At 59.6% G+C, this 5,320-nt stretch carries 6 protein-coding genes; 2 read left to right on the top strand and 4 right to left on the bottom strand.

Annotated elements, in window-relative coordinates:
- The 3 genes from ACOYIE_RS09055 to ACOYIE_RS09065 all read right to left on the bottom strand — a co-directional run.
- A partial coding sequence (locus ACOYIE_RS09055; RefSeq protein WP_433412493.1) for an FtsX-like permease family protein occupies positions 1 to 871 on the bottom strand: 871 nt, incomplete at its 3' end.
- 329 nt (positions 872 to 1,200) lie between these two features.
- A complete protein-coding gene (locus tag ACOYIE_RS09060) occupies positions 1,201 to 1,944 on the bottom strand; it encodes an ABC transporter ATP-binding protein (RefSeq protein WP_433412495.1) in 744 nt (247 codons plus the stop codon).
- Between the two features lie 13 nt (positions 1,945 to 1,957).
- Entirely contained in the window at positions 1,958 to 2,488 is a 531-nt protein-coding gene (locus ACOYIE_RS09065; protein WP_433412497.1) for a TraX family protein, read from the bottom strand.
- Positions 2,489 to 2,716: 228 nt separating this feature from the next.
- Here ACOYIE_RS09065 and ACOYIE_RS09070 point away from each other — a divergent pair, with 228 nt between their 5' ends.
- Positions 2,717 to 3,424 (top strand): LytR/AlgR family response regulator transcription factor, encoded by a 708-nt coding sequence (locus ACOYIE_RS09070; RefSeq protein ID WP_433412499.1) that lies wholly within the window; start codon positions 2,717 to 2,719, stop codon positions 3,422 to 3,424.
- 10 nt (positions 3,425 to 3,434) lie between these two features.
- Complete coding sequence (locus tag ACOYIE_RS09075; RefSeq protein ID WP_433412501.1) at positions 3,435 to 4,697, top strand: sensor histidine kinase; 1,263 nt, start codon at positions 3,435 to 3,437, stop codon at positions 4,695 to 4,697.
- A gap of 158 nt (positions 4,698 to 4,855) precedes the next feature.
- Here the strand turns inward: ACOYIE_RS09075 and ACOYIE_RS09080 are convergent.
- The coding region (locus ACOYIE_RS09080; protein WP_433412503.1) for a putative ABC transporter permease at positions 4,856 to 5,320 on the bottom strand (465 nt) is incomplete at its 5' end.

The following is a 5,320-nucleotide window of genomic DNA, read 5'->3' on the forward strand; positions in this document are numbered from 1 at the left end:
TCATCACCAGCATGTTGCGCACGGTTTGGCGGCCCTGAAATTTCATCATGGAGTTGGAGATGATGTGCTTATAGCGGTTGGCGCCGCGCCGCCAGCCGTTGACTACGGTGTGCAGCAAAACCATGTACAGGCCGGCGAGGGCGGGCAGATAGAAGAGCGCGTCCACCGCGCCGGGGGCATACCAGTGCAGCACCTTGATGAAAAAGGTCGGCATCATATAGCCCAGCGCCGCGCCGAGCAGCATCAGCAGGATGCCGGCCGGCCCGTACCAGCGCGGCACCGCGCGGATGGGTTCGGATTTGTGGGATTCCTGCACAATGTCGATGATGTTGGTGCGGCGAATGAAGCGCGCGGCGAGGAAAAACAGCATGACGATCACATAGGCAGAGAACAGCAGGGCAAGCAGATACGCCTGCGGATCAAATGACAGCGGCATTTCCTGCGAATCCACAAGGAACAGGCGGAAGCCGCGCCAGATGAGCCACGCAAGCGGTGCGCCCAGCACCGCGCCCGCAGCGCACGAGCCGAACGAGATCAGCGCAAGTTCGCGGCCCAGCTCGTGCCGGAGCTGCCGGCGCGACGCGCCCAGCGCAAGGAAAATACCGGTTTCGCGTGATTTCTGGCGGAAAAACAGCCCTGCGGCATAGGTGGTAAATACCGCGCAGCCCAGCACCGCCAGTACAAACACCATCACGACCTGCTTGCGGCTGTCGCCGCCCTCGGGCAGGATGGTGAGAATGGTGGGCGAGCGCATCATGCAGGCGTAGGCGGTGATGAGCAGCACCGAGAAAAAGCAGCAGCCCGCAAGCAGTCCGTACTGTCCGCGGTTTTTGCGGCGCAGCGCCGCGTAGACTTCGGAAAAGGTTTTCATAGGTGAGTCACTCCCTATCAAGGTAAAGTTATTGGCGCAAAGCGCACATGCAATCGGAAATTGCGGCGCACCGCAATTTTCATCAGCTTGTTGTAAAAGTTTTCGCGCCGCAGCGCGCATTTAATAGAAAATTGCAACAAGTTGTAATTTTCATAAAAACCCGCGACCAGTGCGTGGGTTTTTATACAAGACGACGGAGGATTGTGCCCGTAGGGCGCGATTCGCAGTCGCAAATTCGATCGAAAGTGTGGTTTCGATCGAGAGACTGTTCGGAAAACGAAGTTTTTCGACAGTCTCACAGGGGGTATGGATACCTCCTATATTAGTTATTATTCGTTTGACATTTCGCGGATGGCGTCAAGCAGTTCATCCTGAAAAGCGCCGCGTGCCTGTCCGCCCTTTTCCAGCACGCGCCATACCACGCCGTCCCGCAGGATGACCACGCGGTCGCAGAAGGAGGCGGCGAAGGAATCGTGCGTGACCATGAAAATGGTCGCGCCAAGCGCCTGCCGCGCCTGTGTAAAGCTGTCGATGACGGCGCGGGAGGATTTGGAATCCAGATTGCCGGTCGGCTCGTCGGCCAGAATGAGCAGCGGGTGGTTGATCAGCGCGCGGGCGACTGCCGTGCGCTGTTTTTCGCCGCCGGAAATTTCGGCGGGATATTTGTTTTTGATGGCGGAAATGCCGAATACATCGCACAGGCTGTCGGCGTCATGCTCCATGCCGCTGTCGACCTGGCCGGCGATGATGCGCGGCAGCAGGATGTTTTCGTGCACGGTCAGCCCGTCGAGCAGCAGGAAATCCTGAAACACAAAGCCGAGTTTGCGGTTGCGCACCTCGGCCAGCGCGTCCTCATCCAGACGGGCGATTTCCTCCCCGCGCAGGGTGATGCTGCCGCTGTCGGCAGGGATGTAGCAGGAGATGCAGTTGAGGAGCGTGGTCTTGCCCGAGCCGGAAGGCCCCATCACGGCAACGAATTCACCCTCCTGCACGGAGAGGGAGACGCCTTTGAGCACCTCGTAAGTAGTTTTGCCTACCTGATAGGATTTGTGCAGATTTTGTACGTTTAACATGGAAAAGCTCCTTTCAGAACAAAATGAATTGTAAAACCGCGATCACCGCAAGGTGCGCGGGATAAAACGCATAAAACACCCATTTGGGAATGTGCAGGTCAAAGTGGGTGGGACGGAAGAGCAGCGGCGCGGCGAACACGGCAAAGAACGACCAGTCGATGCACAGGCCGCCAAGCGTGAAATTCAGCGGGTCGCCCGGCTGCCCCATCAAAAGGCCCGGCAGGAACTGGGCGCAGTACAGCGCCGCGCCGATGCCCGGGCGGCTGCGGCACAGGTAGAAGATGAGCATATAGAGGATGCCGTTGCCCGAATAATCGAAATTCCACCACGATACCACGAAAAATGCCGCAAGGAACAGCCACCATTTGCGCACTTTCAAGCCGTACATGGCAAGCAGTGAGAGGAACAGCGTGAAAAAGATGTTCCAGTTGGTCAGCGCTGTCCAGAAGTGGTGCGGATGGAAGGCCAGCACATAAAACGGCTGGGAGAGCACCGCGAACAGCCCGAGCCGGAACAGGTATTTTTTGATATCCCGTGTGTACACGGGAAAGTGTGTGGTTTGCAGTCAAATGGATCGCCCCTTTTCTGGTTTCAGCATACTGCGGCAAACGGGCGAAAGCAAACCGCCCTGCCAAGTTTGGCAGGGCGGCTGTAAAGTTTGGCACGGCGGCGGGCGGCAATGTCAAGAACGGCGCAGATGCTGTAAAGTTTGGTTTGGAGAACAGGAAGGCTTGTGATATAATTTACTGCGGTAAACAAAGGAGGGATACCCATGCTTCGCATCGGCATTTGTGATGATTCGGCGGAAGCGCGGCTCGGTTTGCGCGCGGTGCTGCAGCGCCTGCTGGAAAAGCGCGGCACGGAATATACGACCTACGAATTTTCCTCGGGCGAGGGGCTGCTCGGCTGGCTGGAAAAGCACGAGGGTGAGCTGGAGCTGGTTTTTCTGGATATTGAAATGGCCGGTCTCAACGGAATGGAAACAGCGCGGGCACTGCGCGCGCAGAGCGACAGCGTGCAGATCGTTTTTGTTACCGGCTACGCGGATTATGTGTTCGATGGGTACACGGTCGGTGCGCTGGGCTATGTGATGAAGCCGCCGCAGCCGGAGCAGCTGGATGCGGTGCTCACCCGTGCGCTTGCCGCGCTGTTTCGGGAGGCGGATACGGTGTTTCTGTGCCGCAACAGCGAGGGGCTGTTCCGTATCCCCAAAAAGTCCATCCGGTATTTTGCGTCCGACCGGCGCAAGGTCACCTGTGTGACCCAAACGCGCACAATCCCGTTTTATGCCCGCCTGGATGACGTGGCGCAGACGGTGGGCGCATCCTTTGTGCGCATCCACCAGCGCTATCTGGTGCGCGCGGCCGCGGTTGATCGGGTCGAGGGCGGCACGGTGTACATCGGCGGGGAGACGCTGCCGGTCAGCCGGTCGTATCAGTCCGTCGCGCTGGCCGCACTGACACGCGCGGTGCTGGAATAGGGGGCGCGGCATGACGGCTGGGGATTTGGTTGTATGGGCGCTGCTCTGCATCTTTGGCGGCATCCTGCCGGCGCGCACGGCGCAGTATTTTCTGGCGCCGGCAAAGGGGCGGGTGCGCCGCGCTGTGCCCTGTCTGGTATTCGGCGCGGCGCTCAGTATGCCAACGTGGATGGGGGACGGAAACCCGCTGTATTATTTTCCGTTTCTGCTCGCCGCCTTTGTGGTGGGATACGGCGGCAGGCTGGCCGCGCGGCTGGTTGTGGGCGTCATCTTTTTTGAGTGGGTCATCGCATGGGGGATGATTGTGGATACGCGCGCGGTGCTGCCCGCCTCCGCGGATTACTGGGGCGCGATCCTGTGGAAACTTGCCATGTGGGCAGCGGTGTATGCGCTGGCGCGGCGGCTGTTCCGGGACAGCAAGACGATCACGCTGTCCGGACGGCTGTGGGGGCTGCTGGGATTGCTGGCGCTGTCGCCGCTTTTGAGTGAATTGGCGTTTTCCATGTGGAATATCCGCGCGTACACGCCGGAGGGTGCGGATGTTGTGCTGGATGCGGCGTTTTACACGCTGCTGCCGTTTGTTTTTGTCTCTTCGCTTGCGCTGCTGCTGGCGGTTGTTCTGCTGTCGCGTCATCAGGCGCTCGAGCAGGAGCATCAGCTTGCCGATCTGCGCGAGGTATATTATCAGGGCATCCGGCGGGAGCAGGAGCAGGTGCGCCGCCTGCGGCATGATATGCGCAACCACCTGACCGCGCTGTCCGGCCTGCTGGAGCAGGGGGGAACCGGCCGTGCGGCCGATTATGTGCGCAGCCTGCAGGCTGCGTCTGGCCCCTCCGGCGCCGGACGCTGGTGTGAAAACGATACGGTCAACATTGTGCTTTGCGCCAAAGCGCATGAGCTGGAGCAGGCGGGGCTGGAAGCGGATTTTCAGGTATCGCTGCCGTCTGCGCTGCCCGTGCGGGATGTGGACTTGTGCGCCCTGTTCGGCAATGCGCTGGATAATGCGCTGGAGGCGGCGCGGCAGGCAGCGGAAAAGCGCGTTGCTGTGCGCGCCCGTGCGGATAAGGGGCTGCTGATGCTGCGGGTATCCAACGCCTATACGGGCGTGCGGACTGCCCAGAACGGTATTTTCGGCACCACCAAGGCCGACCGGCAGGCGCACGGCTTCGGCCTGCGCGGCATGCGGGAGATCGCGGCGCGTTACGGCGGCACGCTGGAAGCCAGTGCGGAAAACGGACGGTTTGAGCTCATTGTGTGCATTCCGCTGGCCTGAGGCGGCGCGTTATCGTCCGCAGTGGAAAACCAAAACGAAATCTTTTGCCGCGGCCGGACCGCGTCTGAACGGACAGGGAAAAAGCCCTGCCGACCCCTCGCTGATTGACAGCGGAGGGCCTGGCAGGGCTTTTGTTTTTTGGCTGCGGGCTTAAATTTTTATGTACCAAATTCCATATTGGCGTATATGCGCTCCATGCGCTCATCCGGAAAGCGGCGGTCTATCATTTCCCAGAAAGGACTGGACGGGGGAACATCGTGAATCCGGTCTGACCAGCGCTGCACGGACAGCAGCGACACAGCGGCGTTGAAAATCAGGAAGATGGTGACGCACCAGGTTGCAATTTTGCCGATTTTGTTGGGCAGCTTTAAAATGAGCTTTGCCATGCGCGGATAGATATCCTTAATCCATAAAACGCCCAAAATGCCCCAGAAGCAGGCGTACAGCAGACAGATGCGGCCGTTGAGGTTAAACGGCATTGCGCTGTAATCCCAGGAACGGGAGCCGAACAGCGTTTCCTGCCCCCAGGAGCACAGGTATTCCACCACGCTGCCCACAAACATACTGCCCAGAAACGACAGCCACGGCCCGCGGTTACGGAACCGATACAGGGCCCAGGTGAG

It is taken from the genome of Agathobaculum sp., assembly GCF_050946325.1.
In the GTDB taxonomy this organism is placed as follows: Bacteria; Bacillota; Clostridia; order Oscillospirales; family Butyricicoccaceae; genus Agathobaculum.